This window comes from Cognatiyoonia koreensis, assembly GCF_900109295.1.
Taxonomy (GTDB): domain Bacteria; phylum Pseudomonadota; class Alphaproteobacteria; order Rhodobacterales; family Rhodobacteraceae; genus Cognatiyoonia; species Cognatiyoonia koreensis.
The window spans coordinates 1,458,429-1,477,297 of record NZ_FOIZ01000001.1; the positions used below are offsets into that span (position 1 = coordinate 1,458,429).

Annotated in this window: 15 protein-coding genes; 4 read left to right on the forward strand and 11 right to left on the reverse strand. The window is 57.8% G+C overall.

Annotated elements, in window-relative coordinates; all coding sequences use genetic code 11:
- Nucleotides 1-14 precede the first annotated feature (14 nt).
- Nucleotides 15-1,622: a GMC family oxidoreductase gene (locus BMY44_RS07245; RefSeq protein ID WP_089992147.1), complete on the reverse strand. Its 1,608-nt coding sequence runs from the start codon at nucleotides 1,620-1,622 to the stop codon at nucleotides 15-17.
- Between the two features lie 114 nt (nucleotides 1,623-1,736).
- Between BMY44_RS07245 and BMY44_RS07250 the strand changes: the two genes are divergently transcribed.
- The 4 genes from BMY44_RS07250 to BMY44_RS07265 all read left to right on the forward strand — a co-directional run bounded on the left by BMY44_RS07250 (nucleotide 1,737) and on the right by BMY44_RS07265 (nucleotide 5,974).
- Nucleotides 1,737-2,969 (forward strand): TRAP transporter substrate-binding protein, encoded by a 1,233-nt coding sequence (locus BMY44_RS07250; RefSeq protein WP_089992149.1) that lies wholly within the window; start codon nucleotides 1,737-1,739, stop codon nucleotides 2,967-2,969.
- 114 nt (nucleotides 2,970-3,083) lie between these two features.
- Entirely contained in the window at nucleotides 3,084-3,782 is a 699-nt protein-coding gene (locus BMY44_RS07255) for a TRAP transporter small permease (RefSeq protein ID WP_089992152.1), read from the forward strand.
- Nucleotides 3,782-5,197, forward strand: coding sequence for a TRAP transporter large permease (locus BMY44_RS07260; protein WP_089992154.1), 1,416 nt, complete (start codon nucleotides 3,782-3,784; stop codon nucleotides 5,195-5,197). The genes BMY44_RS07255 and BMY44_RS07260 overlap by 1 nt, the downstream gene beginning before the upstream one ends.
- 3 nt (nucleotides 5,198-5,200) lie before the next feature.
- Entirely contained in the window at nucleotides 5,201-5,974 is a 774-nt protein-coding gene (locus BMY44_RS07265; protein WP_089992156.1) for an IclR family transcriptional regulator, read from the forward strand.
- On the opposite strand, the gene BMY44_RS07270 is transcribed toward BMY44_RS07265, so the two are convergent.
- The 10 genes from BMY44_RS07270 to BMY44_RS07315 form a co-directional block, all read right to left on the reverse strand.
- A complete protein-coding gene (locus BMY44_RS07270; RefSeq protein ID WP_089992159.1) occupies nucleotides 5,954-7,360 on the reverse strand; it encodes an AMP-binding protein in 1,407 nt (468 codons plus the stop codon). The two genes, BMY44_RS07265 and BMY44_RS07270, sit on opposite strands and share 21 nt — an antisense overlap.
- A complete protein-coding gene (locus tag BMY44_RS07275; protein WP_089992162.1) occupies nucleotides 7,357-8,199 on the reverse strand; it encodes a hypothetical protein in 843 nt (280 codons plus the stop codon). The genes BMY44_RS07270 and BMY44_RS07275 overlap by 4 nt, the downstream gene beginning before the upstream one ends.
- Nucleotides 8,196-9,512 (reverse strand): hypothetical protein, encoded by a 1,317-nt coding sequence (locus BMY44_RS07280; protein ID WP_089992165.1) that lies wholly within the window; start codon nucleotides 9,510-9,512, stop codon nucleotides 8,196-8,198. Before BMY44_RS07280 ends, BMY44_RS07275 begins: the two co-directional genes overlap by 4 nt.
- Nucleotides 9,509-10,612, reverse strand: coding sequence for a BtaA family protein (locus BMY44_RS07285; RefSeq protein WP_089992167.1), 1,104 nt, complete (start codon nucleotides 10,610-10,612; stop codon nucleotides 9,509-9,511). Before BMY44_RS07285 ends, BMY44_RS07280 begins: the two co-directional genes overlap by 4 nt.
- On the reverse strand, nucleotides 10,596-13,001 hold the full coding sequence (locus tag BMY44_RS07290) for a PEP/pyruvate-binding domain-containing protein (protein WP_089992170.1): 2,406 nt from the start codon (nucleotides 12,999-13,001) through the stop codon (nucleotides 10,596-10,598). Before BMY44_RS07290 ends, BMY44_RS07285 begins: the two co-directional genes overlap by 17 nt.
- The gene (locus BMY44_RS07295) at nucleotides 12,998-13,909 is read right to left on the reverse strand and encodes a UbiA family prenyltransferase (RefSeq protein ID WP_089992172.1); all 912 of its coding nucleotides are present in this window, start codon (nucleotides 13,907-13,909) and stop codon (nucleotides 12,998-13,000) included. Before BMY44_RS07295 ends, BMY44_RS07290 begins: the two co-directional genes overlap by 4 nt.
- Nucleotides 13,906-15,171: a hydroxymethylglutaryl-CoA reductase gene (locus BMY44_RS07300; RefSeq protein WP_089994659.1), complete on the reverse strand. Its 1,266-nt coding sequence runs from the start codon at nucleotides 15,169-15,171 to the stop codon at nucleotides 13,906-13,908. The genes BMY44_RS07295 and BMY44_RS07300 overlap by 4 nt, the downstream gene beginning before the upstream one ends.
- A gap of 64 nt (nucleotides 15,172-15,235) precedes the next feature.
- On the reverse strand, nucleotides 15,236-16,612 hold the full coding sequence (locus BMY44_RS07305; RefSeq protein WP_089992174.1) for a cytochrome P450: 1,377 nt from the start codon (nucleotides 16,610-16,612) through the stop codon (nucleotides 15,236-15,238).
- A gap of 70 nt (nucleotides 16,613-16,682) precedes the next feature.
- Nucleotides 16,683-17,876, reverse strand: a complete 1,194-nt coding sequence (kynU, locus tag BMY44_RS07310; RefSeq protein WP_089992176.1) for a kynureninase — start codon at nucleotides 17,874-17,876, stop codon at nucleotides 16,683-16,685.
- A gap of 51 nt (nucleotides 17,877-17,927) precedes the next feature.
- Nucleotides 17,928-18,818, reverse strand: a complete 891-nt coding sequence (locus BMY44_RS07315) for a LysR substrate-binding domain-containing protein (RefSeq protein WP_089992179.1) — start codon at nucleotides 18,816-18,818, stop codon at nucleotides 17,928-17,930.
- Nucleotides 18,819-18,869 lie beyond the last annotated feature (51 nt).

Below are 18,869 nucleotides of genomic sequence, written 5' to 3' on the forward strand. Positions count from 1 at the left end.
TGTGCATTAGCGCTTCAAGCCGTCTCCAACGCATCTTCGAGGATCATGTCGCTTGCCTTTTCCCCGATCATGATCGCAGGCGCGTTTGTGTTACCCGACACGATTTCGGGCATGATCGAACAGTCCGCCACGCGCAGCCCCGCAATGCCGTGCACCCGCAGGCGGTCGTCGACAACCGCATCCTTGCCCTGCCCCATCTTGCACGTCCCCGTCGGGTGATAGATCGACGCTGTGTTGTTGCGCGCCCAGTCGAGCGTGCCTGCGTCATCATCAATGTCCAGACTTGGGTTCGGGCGATATTCTTCGCTGATCTTGGATGTCAGCGGAGCGTTGCGCGCAATCCGGCGTGCAATCTTGATGCCTTCGACGATTGTTTGCTGGTCAGTTGTCGTTGACAGGTAGTTCGGAACGATCGCCGGGTAGGCACGTCCATCTGCCGATTTCAGGCGAATTTCACCACGGGATTCGGGGCGCAGCTGGCAGACAGACATGGTGAAGGCCGAAAAGGGATCGGCACCCTTTCCCGGATTTTCCGCCGACAGAGGTTGCACATGGAATTGGATATCCGGTGTTTCCACATCGGGCCGGGTCTTGAGAAAACCCGTTGCAAGGCTTGCGGCCATTGTCATGGGGCCAGACCGGAACATGATATACTTTAGACCGATCCGCGCTTGCCCGATCAGACTGCTTACCTCATCGTTCAATGTCGGTTCGTTGCACTTGTAAACAAGGCGCGCCTGCAGATGGTCCTGCAGATTCTTGCCGACACCGTTCAGATCGGCAATGACCGTGATCCCGTGTTCCCTGAGGTGGTCTGGTTCGCCGATCCCGGACAACATCAGAAGCTGCGGCGAGTTGATCGACCCCCCGCAGAGGATGATCTCGCGGTTTGCCGTGACCGTTTGCCTACGTCCTGCCCGATCCTTGTAGGTGACAGCCGTTGCACGTTTGCCTTCAATCACGATCCGTTCGACCTGCGCGTGAGTCAAAACGCGAAGGTTTTCGCGCGACTTTGCAGGATTGAGATAGGCAACGGCGGCAGAGCATCTGCGCCCGTTGCGCGTGGTCAACTGGAAAAAGCCGACACCTTCTTGATCAACCCCGTTGTAGTCCGGATTGAACTTGTATCCCGCCGATTGTGCTGCGGCGACCCAGGCATCGGTAATCGGGCGCTGGATACGCATGTTCGACACCGACAATGGCCCTTGATCACCGTGGTATTCATCCGCACCACGCTCGTTCCGTTCAGCACGTTTGAAGAGTGGCAGGACATCATCCCAGCCCCATCCGGCATTGCCCATCTGGCGCCAGCGGTCGTAGTCCTGTTTCTGGCCACGCACATAGAGCAGGCCATTCAATGAAGATGAGCCACCCAGCACCTTTCCGCGCGGCCATTCGATTGAACGTCCGTTCAGGCCCGGATCAGGCTCCGTCTTGTAGCACCAATCAACCTTGGGGTTATGGATCGTCTTGAAATAGCCGACAGGAATGTGAATCCACGGGTTCAGATCTCGTCCGCCCGCTTCGAGCAGAATGACCTTGTTCCGCGGGTCTTTGCTGAGCCGATTTGCCAGAACGCAGCCAGCTGATCCCGCACCGACGATCACATAATCTGCCTGCATATCCCCATCCTCGTACCCGCTGTGAAGAAAAATGTATACAGATGCATCTCGTCATACTAGTCTTTTTTTGAAACTAAGAGTCTCAATAATGAGCATCATGGGAGGAGCTAAATTATGAGTATCGGAGATAAGCTCGGGAAGATTTCCCGCCGGGACCTGTTCAAGGTCGCGGGCCAATACGGCATGTCGTCAACGTTGATGGCAGCGGGGACATTCGGGGGAGCGATGTCGCTTGCAAGCCTTGCAAGTGCAGCGGAGTCGACTTACGAGCGCCGCTTCAACAAAGAAGCCAAGCACACGTTGAAGTTCGGCGCGGCCGGTTTCAACGCGCGCAACCTGCTGATCGAGCGGGCGGGTGCCCTGGAATTCGCACGCGATCTTGAAGCGCGGACCGACGGTGAGATCCGTATTGAATTCATCGGTGACAACCAGATTTGCGGTCAGGTGTCCTGTGTTGAAAAGTGCCAGCAGGGTATCGTCGATATCTATGCGGCCTCGACCCAGAACTCTGCCGGTGGTGCGCCCTATCTGAACGTGCTCGACTATGCCTACATGTTCCGTTCGCGCGCGGATCAGTACCATTTCCTTTATCATCCGAAATCGATGGCGCTGCTGCGCGAACCTTATGAGCGTCGCCACGGCCTGAAATTCCTGTTCAGCCACGCGGAACTGCGCGGCATCCAGATGGGCCTTGCGTGGGAAGACAAGCCGACGATCACGTCCGTCGAAGAGATGTTCGGCACGAAGAACCGTGTCACTGGCACGCAGCTTGGCCGGATCGCGATGGAAGCGCTAAACCTGAACCCTGTTCCGGTTGCTTGGGAAGAAACGCTTGACGGTCTCAAGCAAGGCCTGATCGATGGTGCCGAAACATGGGCATCCGCTGTGGCCTATGCGAACATGTCGCCGGTTGTGTCACAGTCGGTCGATCTGAAATTCTTCTGCGGCACAGAGCACACGGCAATGAACGCCGGTGTCTTTGACAGCCTGTCAGGTGAATTGCAGGACGCCGTTCTGGAATCGTCCTACTGGGCGCAGACCCATGTTCAGGCCGCGAACGAAGCGGCGCTGGTCAAGACGGTCGGTCATTCCGATCCGCAACTGCCCGGCACGATCTTTGCGCAGAACAACGTGCGCAATGCGTTCCTCTCCGATGCAGAGATCAAGAAGGCCGAAGAGATGTGTTCGCCCGAGTTCCAGCCACAGCTGTGGACAGAGTGGCGTGATCGCCTGAACGGCTGGCAAGGTGGTGCCGACACGTATCAGGAAATCTATGACATCGCCCGCGAGATCGAAGCTGATACGCTGCCCGAGAACGTGGAACCACGTCGCTGGTGGCGCACCTGATCCGGCGTTAAGCTTTCTACGCAGGCCGGTCCTGAGAGGAGTCCGGACCGGCCCGTTTGATCCAAGACCGCTGCGAAACAGCGGCAAAGACACCAACCAAGGGGGGAGCCGCGCATGTCGGTCTGGTCGGATATTGTCACAATCGTCACTGCCACATTAAGCGGTGACATTACGTTTCAGGTCGTACAGGCATACCGGTCGCCCGCGGCGTGGTATCTTTTTGGTCCGCTCACGTTTCTAGGCGGCATCTTTGTCTACTATATCTACAAGAAAGTTCCGATCCTTGACCGCCAACTTGAGCGGACCGTTGTCGTATACACGTACATCGTAATTGCCGGGATCATCTTTGTCGGTGTGATCCAACGTTTTGCGCCCGAAGTCTGGTGGTTTCCCGAAAGCTGGCGCGGTCAGCCTGCATGGTCGACGACGATCCCCCCGTTGCTGTTCATGATTATGGCGTGGTTTGGCTGCACCTTTAACGTCCGCTTGCGCACACACCTTAGCTTCAACGAATTCCGCACAAAATTTCCGCCCGCCGGGCAGATGTTTGTTTTGTGCCTTGATGCGCTGCTTTGGTTCGGATTTTGCGTCACCGTCGTCACGACAACCGCGCGCGTGACAGTCAACTCCATCGACAATTTCCAGATCGTTCTCGGCACCGACAATATGATGCAGTGGTGGTTTATCATCACCGTTCCATTCGCCTTCATCCTGATGGCGGGTCGTGTGATCGAGAACCTTGTCGAAGACATTCACAATTACCGCACTGGCAAGCCGCTGATCCAGCAGGCCGTCATCGGGGGAGATGTGTAATGTCAGATGGAACCATCATTACGCTGATCTCGCTTGCGGTCACAATTCTGTTCATGCTGGGCACCCCTGTCCTTCTTGTGATCTTTTACTGGGTCGTGGGCTGTTCCTTCGTGCTTGGCCTGACGCTGGACAACACGGGTTCGGAATTGCTGAACGTGTTCAACAAGGGGTTTGCACTGCTGGCCATGCCCTTGTTCATTCTGACCGGTGACTTGATCAACAAGTCGGGGATCGCCCGACGATTATCGGATTTCGCCTATAGCTGCCTTGGCTGGTTGCGTGGCGGTCTTGCGATGGCATCCATCGGGGCCTGCGGTTTGTTCGCCGCGATTTCAGGCTCGAATTCAGCGACGACCGCAACAATCGGTTCGATGCTACACCCGGAGATGGTCAAAGGCGGCTATGACGAACGGTTTTCTGCTGCCACCGCAGCGGCGGGCGGCACCGTCGGGATCATCATTCCGCCATCGATCATCTTCATCGTTTATGGCTTCCTGATGAACCTGCCGATTTCGGATCTGTTCATCGCGGGAATTGTTCCCGGATCCCTGATGGTTTTCGCGATGATGGTTACGGCCTTTATCGTCTGCACCATCAACAAATGGGGCTATTTGATCGGTCTGTCCCCTGCCCGCGTCATGAAGACAGCACTTGGCGCATGGCTTGGCTTTTTTGCGATCGGGCTGGTGCTTTGGGGTATCTACACCGGCAAGTTTTCACCCACGGAAGCGGCGGGTGTCACAGTTGGGTTCTGCGTTATAATCGGCTTGATCTCCTACGTTATCCACAAGCTGATCGGCATTCCCGACAAACCGGCTGAGGATATGTCAGCGCAGGCTTGGGCATCAATGCTTTTCGTTGAAGGATTTTCCCTGCGCGAGATCCCGTCGATCGTCGTCCGGTCAGCACAGATCACAGGCATTCTGGCACCGCTGATCGCGGTATCTGTTGTCATGCAGCAGATCCTTTCGCTTCTCGGGGCGCAAACAGTCATCGCGGGTTTTGTGACCTCGATGGGCGGTTATTACGCGGTCCTTTTCACGGCGATGGCGATTGTGTTTGTGGCAGGCATGATTCTTGAATCATTACCCGTTACAATCATTCTTGCGCCGATCCTGGCCCCAATTGCAGCAGATATCGGCGTTGACCCGATCCAGTTCGCGGTGATCTTCCTTGTCGGCGCGTCCATCGGCTTTATCACACCGCCGTATGGCCTGAACCTATACGTTGCCTCTGGAGTCACGGGCGTGCCCTACTTCAGGCTCTTGCGGTTCTCGACGATGTATCTGGTGTCGCTGTTGCTGGTCTGGTTCTCGGTTGCCTACTTCCCGTCGCTGTCCAACACGCTCTTGCCGGGGGGGTATCTTTTTGAACATATACCCATCTGGATCGATGTGATTGTTTTTTGGAGCTAACTCATGGCGGACGGCACGAAACCTGACGGGAACATTCCGACCAATCTGCGCCTGCTTTTCGTTCTGGAAGAGCTGGCGGAGATCGGCGTGCCAATCACCCCGACCGAGGTAAATGCGAAGTTGGGCCTGCCGAAACCGACGGTCCACCGCCTGTTTCACACGCTTGAACAGGAGGGGTTCCTGCAGCGCGACATCGACGGGAGGTCTTATTCGCCGGGGCGGCGCCTGCGCAAGCTGTCGGTCAATGTCCTGTCCTCCCTACGCGTCAGGACAGTCCGGCTGACGATCCTGAACGAGCTAGCGGAAAAGATCGGTGAGACCTGCAATATCGCAACCCCAGACCGCGATGCGATGGTCTATCTTGATCGTGTCGAAACCAAATGGCCCCTCCGCATCCAGTTGCCTGTCGGGACGTCTGTGCCGTTTCATTGCACGGCAAGTGGCAAGATGTATCTGTCCTCACTCAGCCCGTCCCATTTCGAACGCTTCCTGTCTTCGGCCAAACTGGAACCGAAGACGTCCAAGTCACTAACGGCGCGGGAATCACTGCACGACGAAATCATCAGGATACGCGAGAGCGGGTATTCAACGGACGATGAGGAATTCATGGAAGGCATGGTCGCGGTTGCAGTGCCGATCCGTGACGATATGGGCCGTTTGCTGTCAACTTTGTCTGTCCACGCACCGATCCAGCGCATTACGCTTTCTGAACTGAAAGGGCACCTGCCCCGCCTGAATGTCGCTGCACGCGAACTTTCAGAGCTTCTTCTGCAATAACGTTCGGAGCGCGTTTCGGTCTACCTTTGAATGATGCCGCCGGTCGAGCGGAATGCGATCCACCGTCACGACCTGTTTCACGCCGAAGGCCGTTGCCTTTTCCTTCCAAACGCCTGCGTCCTTGGCCAGTCCTTCGATCACCAGAACAGGCGCATGGCCATTTGTCATCAATGCCGCACGCCGCACGCCCGGCCATCGGCGGGCCGCGACTTCGATGGCAAAGGGGTGCAATGGGCCTTGTTCGGTTTGCACTTCATCACCAACCCTCCCTAGTAGCCAAAGCACACCGGCATCGTCCAAACGTCCGGCATCGCCGGTGCGGTGCCAGATTTCGCCGTCTTCCCTGACCTTCGTTTCAACATCGCGTGCCTGTTCGAGATAGCCCTTGTTCACGTGATCGCCCGCGACCTGAATTTCGTCATTCACGATGCGCAGCCGCACAGCATCAAACGGCCTGCCGACACAAAGCCCGTAGCCATCTGGCGTTTTGCCGTGTGCGTGGGCAATCGGCTCTGCTTCGGTCGAGCCATAGACAGTCGTTACTTGCAGGTCGGTCGAGAGCGCGGTCAGCCCCTGCACCACGTCCGGAAAGACCGGGCCGCCGCCTGTGAAGACGCGGGTGAGCGTCCCGCAATCCTGCGCCGTCACCAGTTTTTCGCAAAGCGCGGGTGGCAACAGTGCGCGCGTGGCTTGCGTTTGTTTAATCCACGACACAAGCGCGTTGGGCGCAAGGGTGCCGAGTTTGGACATCTTCCAGTTCGGCAGGACGGATGTACGGCCTTCGGCGAGGTTAATCAGAACGAAAACCGGAAATGTCACGAGGTCGATTTCGTCCCTGTCGCTTTGCAGCAGCGGGCCGACTGCTTGCCACTGGGCCATCAGAAACGCATGCGTGCGCGGAATTGCTTTTGGCACACCCGTCGTGCCGGAGGTGAAGGATATCAGCGCGACTGCCTGGGGGTCTGCGACCGGATCAGGTGGTGTGTCGTTGCTGGCCGCCATCGGTGTCAGCAGCTTAGCCCCCCATAGCGCTGGCACCAGCCATTTGACCCAGCGATAAGAACCGGCAGCACAGAAGTATTTTGGCTGTGTCTGGGCGACGGCGGTTTGCACCCCCTTGAGCCCCATCGCCGGTTCGGGAAGCACGACTGTTGCCCCAAGCGACCAAAGCGCGGCGAGTGCGGCGTAGAGTTCCACACCGATCCCCATGGCGATGAGGACCCTGTCGCCTTGGCGCACGCCCTTGGCATGCCATGCCGCGGCGTAAGATCGCGCGAGGTTCTGGACGTCGGAGAACCGATGTGACTGACCGGTACCGTCGATCAGGGCAGTCCGGTCGCGATAACGTGCCGAAGCCTCTGCGAATGCGGCGGTGAGTGTCGTCACAAGGTTTTGCCCATCAGCGCGTAGCGGCGGAACACGTCTGCACCGTTCAGACCAGAGCGGATCGCTGACAGATTATCGTCATGCATCAGGGCGTGAATGGCAGTGTCAAACCCCATCGCCTTTGCGTTGACGTAAAACTGGTAAGACAGCCAATGCCCCGCCCCTTTTTGCACCGACGCATAGGTTTTCAGGATGACAGATTTCGGATTTAGGCCATCTGCGTAATTTGGGATGCCGAACAGAAAACCGGTAAGCATTCCATCAGCGTTGCGCGCGAACAGGATCAGGTCTTGCTTAAGGAGCGGGACAACGGGGCGATACATCGCCAAAAAGTCTTCCAGGCTGATGTGCTTGTAAAACGGGTTGTTGGCGAAGGCTTGGCAGGACAGATCATGCACTTGCGTGAACAGGCCATCAGGGTCCGTGCCATCCCAGGTTTCGATTGTGAAAGCGTCGGTGTCGTGCGGCCTTGCGCCAGGCAATTCGGACATGGGAACCGACGCAGAGAAGTAGGACGAAATGATATTGAATCCTGCGTCCGCGAACGCCTGTTGGTCATGTGGGCCGCTGGTGGGTTCCATCATGAACGGCTTGGTCGTGCCTTGGTCTGAGACGAGACGATAGCTGTGCCATGTGTCCCCTTCCATCGGTCCGATCAAGCCTGTGGCGCCGGCAGATATTGCCTTGCCGGCGGCTTGGTGCAACAACCTTGTGCCTGCTTTTGCTGAGGGGAACTTGCATTTACCGACTGTCGCAACTTTTGCGTGGTCGCCCCATGCCGGACCGTCGAACCAGATGGTCAGCTGACCGTCATCGGTCTTGAGTGTTTCAGTCGTCATGCGGTGATCACCTTTGCACTGTATCCGATCACTGGCACAACCAGCGCCAGTAGCGTGAGTTTTGCGGCTCTGTGCGTTTCGAACATCGCAGGCCGCAGGCCGGCAATTCCAACAACCAACAGGATTGTCAGAACACCCAACAGACGCATATCGCCCGGCCATAATACGTGGGGGGCATTATAGCGCATCAACGCGGCGTAGAGGGTAAAGAGACCAACGCCGACAAGCCCCGCAGCGCCGAGGCGCACCCATATTTCACGCGGGCCGAACGCGACCGCAATCAGACCGACAGACAACCCCACAGACATCAGACCGTAGAACATCAGGGCGTTGAATGGGATGATCATTTCCGATGCCAGCCAAGCAAAGCTGGCAAGAGCGAGTGCGGCTACGATATCAAGCTCGGGCCATGCTGCCCTGCACGGGTTGGCGCGCCGCGCGAATGCGTGGGTCACGAAGACAAGCAACGGGAGAACCGTGTTCTGCAACGCAGTCACCGATATCAGCAGAAATGTTGAAATCACGTAGACCCGTGCTGCGTGTTTGGTGATTCCGAACCGTGGCGCGATCCGCAGGAATATTACGATAGCCAGAAGGAAAAGGAACAAGAGCACGACGAGTTCCTGCCAAGGGCTGTTCATATGGCTTTCGAGAAAAACCATGAGTCCGGCAGGCAAGAAGAAGTTATCGAACCCGCGCCAACTGTCCGCTTCCACCAGTGTGCCGAAGGCTGCGACCATGACCGAAAGCAAGACGACGTTCGGGCGCGGTACGTCTGACAACAGCAAAAGGCAAACCATTGAGATGACGAGCGTGATTGTGAAGAAGGCGGTCGAGCCTTCGAGCGATTTGCGTCCGTCTTCAACCGTGAAGAACTTGCTGCCATAGCGGCTGCCGGTCAGCGCTGCGGCGGCATCCGCCAGCGTCAATGTCGCAATCGGCAGGATGTAAAGGATCGCCCGCCCGTCTGCCAAAAGAAAAACCGTGCCAACGGCCAACGCAAGCAGGAGGTCGCCATAAGATTGCCTTTCGACCCCATGCAGCGTTTCACCGATCCCGCCTTTCGCCAAGGCAGGTGTGCGCAGGACGGCCATCACAATCAGCGTCAGCCCGATCAGCATGTAAACAGGCCAGTCGTCCGTGAAGAGCCACGGCAATGTCAGCGCGTACAGCCCTGTTCCAATATGCACCAGTTTACGCTGCACCTCGGGCGAGAAATCACGCGCAGCTGCCAACCGTTTTACAACGGCCATCAAGCCCAGCAGCACTGCTACAGAACCAAAAGCAATCGCGATTTGCAGCCCGCTGCTCAACCTTGGAATTCCTCAATGACGAAATCTGAATAAAAGAACGCCTTGTCCTGTGCCTTGAGCCGGGTTTCGTCGCCGATCAGCGTTGTCATCTGTTCGGCAAACTGCGGCGGTACGCGACGCGGTGCCATCATGTTCCAATACACAAGATGCGCACCGGGATTCGACGCACGGAGGATTTGCCCATAAACATCGGCGAAGACGTCAGGGGACATGTATTCAAAGATATCGGACAGATTGAAACCGTCTGCCTTGTCGCCATCATCGATAAAGGCTTCCAAAGCCCCTTGCCGGATATCGAGCCGATCAAGACGGTCTCGGATGGTTGCGTAATGTTCTGCCCGCCACGGCATCGGGACAGCGTCGCCGTGCGTGCCTTTCATGATCCAATGCAGATAGGGGTTTTCAGACGGGTCGCAGTCAACTGCGGCGTGGCGGATACGCCGCGCCACATGTTGTGCCACCGAGCCTTCGACGTGATCGAAGAACGCCTTGTCACGGCCCATGCGGCCCATCATGAAGCGGCTGAAAAAGAAGTTGAGAAGCAAGCGCCAACGCCATGTATTGAAACGCTTATTCAAGAACTCTTCCCGTTCCGCCTTTGGACGTGAGACAAATATGTCATCAATCGTTTTTCTGGAGTGGACGAGCGGCAATAGCTTTGTGCGGAAAATGCGGAAATAGCGTTCAAACTTGCCTACGCCCCCTGCACCATAGGCGATGACATCTTCGCGCAGATCGTTCCAGAAGGCTTTGGTCGCATCGTCGAGATCTCTCGTCGCACGGTCGAGCAAGGTGCCGCGCTGCGTGCTGGGCCGCGATCCCATCAACTCCAGAAACTCGGGTTGGGAAAGGTTGCGATAGGCGCCGATCCTGAGGTGAAGACAAGCGATCTGTGCTGGTGACAGATCCACGACCACAACCCGTTCGGGATCAAGCGTCAGCATCGCCAGCGCGTTGTCGCCAGCCGAGCAGATGGAAACGAGCGTTGCGCCCGGTTTTTGCGGCAGCGCCGCACAGAGCACATCCGCGTCTTCCCAGAGTTGTGCATAACGGATATGATCAAAGTTGGCTTTTCCAGCGATTTCAGAGCTTTGCGTCACGTTTTTCCACCAATCCAGTTGCGCCGTTTACGTGCAGCGTTTCACCGTCCTCGACCCACTTTGTCGCGCCTTTCAGGCCGACCACACACGGAATGCCCAGTTCGCGAGCGACGATGGCCGAATGGGACAGAAGTGATCCTCGTTCAACCACGATGGCCGATGCGTTCGAAAAGACCGCGATCCAGCCGGGGTCCGTGTGGCGCGCCACAAGGATGTCACCTGGTGTGAGGCTTTCGGTGCGCGGGTCACGGATGACGCGGGCTTTCGCTGTCACCACGCCCGCGGAACAGCCGGTCGCGGTGCGGCTGTCACCTGTCTCGGTCTCGACTGTTTCATCGTGTTGGGTTGTTGCGGGGACAATGGCGGGACCGCGGACCTCGATCCGCTCTGGCGGGTCTTCGCGGCTTGCCGATGCCTTGTCCTCTGATTGGCGTAGCGCCACGATTCCGCGCAGATTCGGCGACAGGCCGTAGCCTTCGATTGCGCCGAGGGCTTCGGCAACGGTGAGGTGAAAGATATCGCGTGGGTTTTCAAGCAAATCGCGCGCTGCAAATTCGCGCCCCATGGCCAGAAAAACCTGCCGCGCACGTCCAAAGAGCCGCGTGCGTTCAAACCGCAGGTTTTCGCGGTCGCGCACGCGCGCCTTGGCCCAGCCGACGCTCCACCTGGCTACCTGCGCCTTGATCGGGCGGCCCTTGAACAGGGCGTTCCAGTCCGGGTCTGGTGCGCTTTCATGTGTTGTCGCTGGGCGTCCAGCGCTGGCCGCGATTGCGGACAGCAATTGAGAAGGATCTTCTGTCAGCGGGATTGATTCCAGCTTTAATTCCTCCGTGCAGCGATCACCGAATTTGGCGAGGTAACTTTCAAGCTCTGGTTTCATCTGCGGGTGTGTAGCGAAATCATCCGCATCAATGCCGTACTTGGCGGCAATCGCGCCCATCTTTGCGATGCGCTGCGCGGGTTCCGCAGAGACGATATCGCCCTGCCCGATCATCACATCATTGTGGAGTGTCAGGCCATCGTCACCAAGCCATTTCTTGAGCAAGTTACGCGAAGCGCCAAAAGCAATCATGCAAAGGAAGTCGTTGACCAGCGGGGCATCCCAGCGGTCCAGCAATGTGCTTTCGATGCGCCTGTATTCCGCCGCGAGTTCCGTCGGATTGGCCGCCGCCAGATCCAATTCACTGTCCAACGCCGCATTAAGCCGTTCATAGAAGCTGCGCCTTGTCCGTGGCAGGCGGATCGCTTCGAACAAGAGCCGGCCAGCAACTTTGACAAGCCGTCCATATTCCAGCGCTTTCGCGGTCCCCATCGCAGGCGGAGGCCCGATCTTCGAGGTGACTTCCTCGGGCATGGGCGTATCTACACCCATCATCGTTTCCATGTACGCACGGTTCAGTGAAAAACCGGGAAGCAGCGCAAGTGCGCGATACCAGTTGACGAGGTTGTAATAGACCCGCCCATCTACTCGCCCCAGCATGTTTCCGAAGACCGCCGAATTGGCCGCAATCGTCGCTTCTTTTACGCCAAGCAGCCGCACAAATGCCTGATAAACCCGGTCATAGACATGAACCGCGAAGGAATATGTCAGCGGTGAAACGATTCCCGGATAGCTTTCAACGATATTCGAATTATCGTATATGGTCAGCGTGTTATCAGTCGTCGCTAATGTTTTGAGCTTTGTTGTGATCGGGCGTGCTTGGAGAATATGAAGCCCGTCCGCGTCGATGGCCCATTCGATGTCTTGCGGAGCGCCGAACGCGGCCTCTGCGCTGCGGGCGAGGTTTGCGACTTCTTGCACCTCTGCATCTGTCAGGATCGGATCTTCGGGTGCGGACACCGCGTCACCAACGATCCAGCTTTGGCCGTCGACTTCACCACTGACAAGCGCATCACCCAGCCCTTCAACCGCTGAGATGACAACGCAGTTACGTCGCCCACTGACCGGGTCCGCACTGAAGGCGATGCCCGAAATGCGGGCCGCGATCATTTGCTGGACAACAATCGCCGGAGCTTGCGCTTCGCCGCCCGATTTCACCGCGCGGTAGGTCGTAACTGTTTCGCCGAAGCCGGATGCCCAGACTTTGCTTGCGGCATCGACAACGTCGGCTGCTTTCACGTTCAGAAATGTATCAAATTGCCCTGCATGCGAATGGTCTTCACCGTCTTCAGCTTGACCCGAGGAGCGCACGGCGTATGGCCCAGCGCCGACGCCTTTGAGTGCTTTGTGCACAGCGGTTTTCAGCCCCCGCGCGGGTTTACCGTCGACAAATGCGTCAGCAGAAATGACGAAGGATGCGGGCGGATTGAACCCGTGCTTTGCCAGACGCGCCAGCGATGCGCCTTTGCCGCCTGCCTCGGACGGGTTGGTGTTGTCGATCAGGATCATGGCAAACCTCCAAGGATGAGAGGCAAGAAGCCTGCAACGGCATAGCACAGGAACACCCAGAGCCCCGCCAGTGTATCCATCTGCTTTTCAGCTTGGGGCGTCGGGTAGGTGGCATAGCGCAGCGCGGCCAGAATGCAGTAACCGGTTGCGGCCACCGCGATCAGCGTGAACGCCAACGCGTGACCCGTCGCCACGCCAACACCAATCAGCAATGCCGCAGATATTCCGATGAAAACCATCCAGACCTGTGCGGCACGTTTCGGCCCCCAGAGGCCAGAATAGGTATCGACACCCAACCGCTCGTTTTCCGGTGCCCAAAGTTTGCGGCCCAATTCCAGCACGCATCCGTTCGAGAACGAAAGCGCGATGAAGAGCCATAGACCCGGGGCCGCCCCACCGTGTGGCAACCATTCGATCCCTGTCAGCAGCAGATCGATCAGCGGCATGATTGCCATGTGCGACAGCAGATACACCACAGGACGCGCCTTAAGCGATTCCGGCACGCCGAATTCGAATGTCATTGCTGTCAGCCACGCCCACGTCAGCAACAAGAGCCAGATAAGTCCTGCACCGTGGATCAACGCGAGGACGATGCCGATCGGGATCGTAGCAATCCCGAGTAATACGATCAGCCGGAGGGAGACGAGTCCGCGGGGGATTGGTCGTTCGGGGCGGAACCTTGCATCGTCGGCGCCGTCCTTGACCTCGTCCGCGACGCGCAGCTGAAAGAACAGAATGAAGACGAGCAGAAAGCCGACGACGTAGGCACCAACGCCCGGCAGCGACCGTTCCCCCAACACGGCGGATAGCGTAATCGACGCTGCTGAAAAACAGGCCAGCAGGGGCACCGTCTTTTTCAGCGGAAACCGTTCGTCCTGATAGATCCAAAGGCGTTCTGCGAGGGTCATCGCAGCCTTGCCAGGTTTTCATGGGCGCGGGTGAAATCACCGGCTGCGATCGCGGCCACAATCGAAATTTCACCGCATAAACAGAGCGCTGCGGTCACTTCTGCAAGTGCGGCCCCGTTGCCTGTTCCTTTGAGGCCTAGCACATTCAAACCGGCAGATTGAGATGGCAAGCCGGTGCCGCCACCAACCGACCCGACCAAGATGTTCGGCATCGTGACTGAACAGAACAGACCACCGTCCCGCCTTTCCATGCGCGTGAAACCCACGGCACTTTCTGCGACACAGGCCGCGTCTTGACCCGTCGCGATGTAGAGCGCGGCCAAACCGTTGGCGTAATGCGCTTGCGCGCCCATCTGACCGGATAGTTTCGCCCCCAGATCGGCGATGCGCCCGTAGGCCAGCATTTCATCTGCTGTCGTGCCCAGCACCTTGGCGATTACCGCGTCGGACAAAATGACCGAAGCGCTGACCTTGCGCCCCCTGCCTGTCATCAAACCGAGGGCGGAGGCCTTCTTGTCCCCAGAGAAGTTACCTTCGATATACCACTTGAAGATGGGCACGGTGCAGTCACGAGCGATCGCTTCGCAAAGGGCATGCGTGGCAATCGTAACCATGTTCTGACCAGAGGCATCCCCAGTCGTATAGCGGCAAATCAGGAAAACCACGTCGTTGTCGATAACTGGTTCGATGCTGGTCAGTTTGCCGTGTCGCGTCGTGCCTTCCGCCGCGGCACGCAATTGTTCGACGTGGGTGGCGACCCATTCCACAAAAAGGCCAGCATTCAGGATATTTTCCAAGACGAACGCAGGTGTGCGGATGACGCCTTCATATAGTACGGCGGTCCCGATCCCGCCCGCCTTTGTCGCCGCATACGCGCCGCGCCCGTAAGATGCGACCAGCGCGGCTTCGGTCGTGGCCAGTGGCACATGGTAATCCCCTGCTGCATTGACGCCGTTGACCCGCAATGGGCCGATCACGCCAACCGGGACTTTCACCGTGCCGATGAAGTTCTCGATATTGCCTGAGTAGACTTCGGCCGTCTGCAACGTGGCAGGGTCTGCAATCAGATCCTGATCGGCCTTTGTCGCGGGACCAATCAGCCGGTCCCAGTAGCCGAGCACGCTTTTCTCGCTTGCTGCGCGGACTGGCCGGAGGGTGCGAAACGGCGCATTGCGTGCTTCCATCTGGGCGCGCAGCTTTTCGGGCGTAAAACGCGCGCGCATCCGCGCAAGCATTGCTTGAACATGGGTCGGGATGGTCACGGGCCTGCTCCGGTTGACTGCGACATGGTTGATGACAGGTGAATACGCACCGCACATGGCCCGCTTATGGTGTTTTCTGGGCAGATTGACGCAGGCGCAGCGTGACTGGCAAGCCATTCGTGGGCAGTGGCGTTGGAATTTCGCGCCACTTTGGCCGATCGGCCACGTCCATTTCGAGACTGAAGCGCTGCAGCAATTGCACCATGAAGGCTTTGACCTGAATACTCGCGAAGTGCATGCCGATGCATTTGTGTGCACCGCCACCGAATGGTGACCATGCAAATTTGTGCTGCTGGTCTTCGGCCCGATCGGGCAGGTAGCGATCCGGATCGAAGCGTTCGGGTTCCGGGAAAAGTTCCGGGGTCATCATCACCGGACCGGGGCAAATGACGACATTCGTCCCGCGTGGAAGCCGGTGCCTTTCCCATTCTGTATCCGCCATGACGGCCCGCGCGGTGAAGGCAGAAGGCGTAAAACGGCGCAATGCCTCGCGGTAGACACGATCGGTCAGGTCGAGTTTGTCGAGATCTTCGTAAGCGAGTGGACCTGTGCCTAGCCGCAAGATTTCGGCCCGCACCCCTTCCTGCAGGTATTTGTCTTGCGCCAAGGCCCAGACCATCGTCGTGACGGCCCCGGTGACTGCGTCATGTGCCGCCACAAGCAGAAAGTTGAAATGGTCGATGATGTCCTGATCTGACCAGACCTGCCCGTCTTCGTCTTCCGCAATGCAAAGCTGCGAAAAAAAATCATCGCCCCCGTTGACCTTTCGCGCCGCGATCAGGCGGCGGAAATCGTCCGAAAGCGCTTTGCGTGCTGCGACGCCTTTACCCATTTTCGTGAATGGAATCGGTTTGCGGACCAGCGCGCTTGTTGCGGCCACCTCGTCAATAAATGCGGCATTGATCCGCCCCACTTCGGCCTGATCCGTAACACCCATGAAAACATGCGCGCCGAGGCGTAGAGTGAGTTCCTTTACGGCAGGCGCAAACTGCATTTTCGAATTGTTTGGCCATTTATCCAACAATCGCGCAATTTCGCCGTTCATCAGAGTAAGATAGTTTTTGAGCACGGGTGCCCGAAACGCCGCCTGCATCACACGGCGGTGCGCGCGGTGATCCAGATCGTCACGGTGCAGCAAACCCCCGGAAAAGATCGGCGCAAAGGCTTTCAGCCCGTGTTGGGCCGAATAGATTGCCTCGCGATTCAGATAGACCTCGGCCAGCGCATCTGGTCCGGCAAGTACCACCCACGTATCGCCGAAGACAGTCATACGAAAAACATTGCCGAAGCGGGCGACCTGATCGAAATAGGTTCCGTAAGGATTCATGCCAAAAGAGATCGTCTTTCCCAGAAATGGCAGCGTGCGCGGCCCCGGAATATGTGACAGATCTGGACGCGGCAGGCGTTCAAGCGGCGCGGTCGGCGTATCAAGTACGGTCATTGGCTCACCCTCACTCTCACGCTTTACTTAACCACACTTGAACGCTGTTCATAGGTGGGGATTTCCCTACCTAAGTTACCGCCTGTTTCTTTTGGTATTCCGGATCTTTCCAGGCATCGCTGTCGAGGATTTGCCGGAGGATCCCCACCGCGGCGAGAATATCGTCCTTGTCGAGATAAAGCGGTGTGATGCCAAAGCGGATCAGATCGGGTGCGCGGAAATCACCAATGACGCCGCGCGCTATCAGGGCCTGCATGATCGCGTATCCGTCTGGGTGGGCGAATGAGACCTGAGAACCGCGCTCTGCCGCGTTGCGCGGCGACGCAAGTCGAAGTGTCGGGCAGTGGGCTTCGACTTCACGAATGAACAAATCGGCAAGTGTAATACTTTGGATCCGCACATCAGCCATGTCGACGTCATCCCAGACCGTCAACGCGGCTTCGAGCGCTGTCATCTGTAACACTGGTGGTGTGCCGACCCGCATCCTGTCGATTGATGGCGCAGGTCTGTAGCCCTGTTCGAACGCGAAGGGACGATCGTGCCCGAGCCAACCGGCAAGCGCTGGTTCGACAGTTTCGATCAGATCGGGTCGCACGTATATGAAAGCAGGCGCACCTGGTCCCCCGTTCAGGTATTTATAGGTGCAGCCAACTGCGAATTCAGCCTGGCAAGCGGTCAGGTCGACAGGCACGGCCCCGGCGCTGTGCGCAAGGTCCCAAAGCATGACCGCCCCAGCCCTGTGTGCGGCCTTGGTTAGCCCTGCCATGTCGTGCATCCGTCCAGAGCGGTAATCGACATGGGTCAGCATGACAACGGCAACAGTATCGTCGATCGCACCGCGAACTTTGTCGGGGGCCACGATCTTCAAGTCGTAATCGTTGGCAACCGTGTCGATCAGGCCTTCTGCCATGTAGAGATCGCTTGGAAAATTCCCGCTGTCGGACAGGATCACCCGGCGGTCAGGGCGGAGTTTCAGAGCAGCAGCGAGCGCCTGAAACACCTTGATGGACAGCGTGTCGCCCATCATGACACTGCCGTCATCCGCGCCGATCAAACGCGCGGTCCGGTTACCCACCAATCCCGGCTGCGCCATCCATCCGCAGGTGTTCCAACCCTTGATAAGCTGCCCGCCCCATTCAGACTGCATCGCCTTTTCAACTTGCGCAGGTACGGCTTTTGGCAGCGGTCCCAAGGAGTTACCGTCGAGATAGATAACCCCGTTGGGGATATCGAAAAGTGCCTTTCGTGGCAGCGTTGCGTCCATCAGCTATTCTCCCCGTTGCGGGAGACTGTCACAGGGCAAGTGGCCCCGCAATCAACTTTGCGCGGCCCTTTGCACGATCTTTGAAAGTGCCATGAACTGATCCGCGAGCGGGTTCGATTTCCGCCAGATCATGCCAACGGTGCGGGAAGGTTGTGGGTCGGCAAAGCGTCCGACACAGACGCCCGCCGAGCGTGTCTCGACCGGTACGGCCATTTCGGGGATCAGTGTGATTCCTATCCCTGCCCCGACCATCTGCACCAGTGTCGAAAGGGAAGATCCATCCAGACCTTCGCGGCGGCGCACCCCCCGCAGATCGCAGAAAGACAAGGCCTGGTCGCGAAAGCAGTGCCCTTCTTCAAGCATCAACAGACGCATATCGCGCAGGGATTCGCGGTTTGGAACGGGCGTCTTTGCTTCTGAGATGGGCCGGACAAGCAAAAGCGCCTCTTCGAAAAGAGGCACCTCGACGAGAGCGGGGTCGTCTATGGGTAGAGCGAGGATCGCAAAGTCAATCCGTCCAGCCGCAAGTTCACCAAGCAGCTTGTCCGTCATCGTTTCCCGCACGTGCACGTCCACTTCGGGGAAGGCCTCTCCCAGATGACCAATCAATGCGGGCAAAAGATACGGTGCAATTGTCGGGATCACACCGATCCGCAGACGTCCGGACAGGCGGTCGGCTGAAGCCCGCGCAAGTTCGCCCAATTCGTCCACAGCGCGTAGAATGTCCCGCACGCGCGCGCCAAACTCCTCTCCGAAGCGCGTCAGACGCACGTGGCGCGTGCCGCGTTCGAACAGCTGCGCGCCAAGCGATTGCTCCAAGTCCTTGATCTGTACAGATAACGCTGGTTGCGAGATCGCGCAGACATCCGCAGCACGACCGAAGTGGCCTTGGGCGGCCAGTGCCTCGAAATAGCGCAGTTGCTTTAAAGTCAGGTTATTCATAACCATGACTTATCAATCCAATAAAAATATTCAACTTAAACATATCGTCGC

Coding starts and splice junctions, on each gene's coding strand:
- BMY44_RS07295 (WP_089992172.1), bottom strand. CDS start 13,909: ATGACCCTCGCAGAACGCCTTTGGATCTATCAGGACGAACGGTTTCCG.
- BMY44_RS07245 (WP_089992147.1), bottom strand. CDS start 1,622: ATGCAGGCAGATTATGTGATCGTCGGTGCGGGATCAGCTGGCTGCGTT.
- BMY44_RS07290 (WP_089992170.1), bottom strand. CDS start 13,001: ATGATCCTGATCGACAACACCAACCCGTCCGAGGCAGGCGGCAAAGGC.
- BMY44_RS07265 (WP_089992156.1), top strand. CDS start 5,201: ATGGCGGACGGCACGAAACCTGACGGGAACATTCCGACCAATCTGCGC.
- BMY44_RS07315 (WP_089992179.1), bottom strand. CDS start 18,818: ATGAATAACCTGACTTTAAAGCAACTGCGCTATTTCGAGGCACTGGCC.
- BMY44_RS07275 (WP_089992162.1), bottom strand. CDS start 8,199: ATGACGACTGAAACACTCAAGACCGATGACGGTCAGCTGACCATCTGG.
- BMY44_RS07260 (WP_089992154.1), top strand. CDS start 3,782: ATGTCAGATGGAACCATCATTACGCTGATCTCGCTTGCGGTCACAATT.
- BMY44_RS07255 (WP_089992152.1), top strand. CDS start 3,084: ATGTCGGTCTGGTCGGATATTGTCACAATCGTCACTGCCACATTAAGC.
- BMY44_RS07305 (WP_089992174.1), bottom strand. CDS start 16,612: ATGACCGTACTTGATACGCCGACCGCGCCGCTTGAACGCCTGCCGCGT.
- BMY44_RS07250 (WP_089992149.1), top strand. CDS start 1,737: ATGAGTATCGGAGATAAGCTCGGGAAGATTTCCCGCCGGGACCTGTTC.
- kynU (WP_089992176.1), bottom strand. CDS start 17,876: ATGGACGCAACGCTGCCACGAAAGGCACTTTTCGATATCCCCAACGGG.